This window comes from Alkalihalophilus lindianensis (assembly GCF_032843265.1).
Lineage (GTDB): Bacteria > Bacillota > Bacilli > Bacillales > Bacillaceae_D > Alkalihalophilus > Alkalihalophilus lindianensis.
The window spans coordinates 1-276 of sequence record NZ_JAWJBA010000248.1; the positions used below are offsets into that span (position 1 = coordinate 1).

At 37.7% G+C, this 276-nt stretch carries 1 protein-coding gene; it reads right to left on the bottom strand.

Annotated features, from left to right (window positions below; translation table 11 throughout):
- On the bottom strand, positions 1–276 hold a 276-nt coding region (locus RYX56_RS22135; RefSeq protein WP_439108528.1), incomplete at both ends, for an RNA polymerase factor sigma-54.

The following is a 276-nucleotide window of genomic DNA, read 5'->3' on the forward strand; positions in this document are numbered from 1 at the left end:
TGAATCATCTTTAAACAATCTTCTGTTAGCTGATAGGGTATTTTTAGCTTTACCGAAATCTCATCAAGATCACCAGTAAAGTATCCGTTTTCATCTAAGTGCAGGATTAAATAGCGGATGACTCGCAGTTGCACCTCAGGTATTGCTTTTATATTGAATTGAGAAATGAGTTGCTCCTCAAGTGAAAATGATTTAACAGCGATTTGTTCAATCCAGTCCTTTTCCACCTTCTGATGCTTTTTACGATTTCGGTCAATTAGGGGATTCATCGGCTGT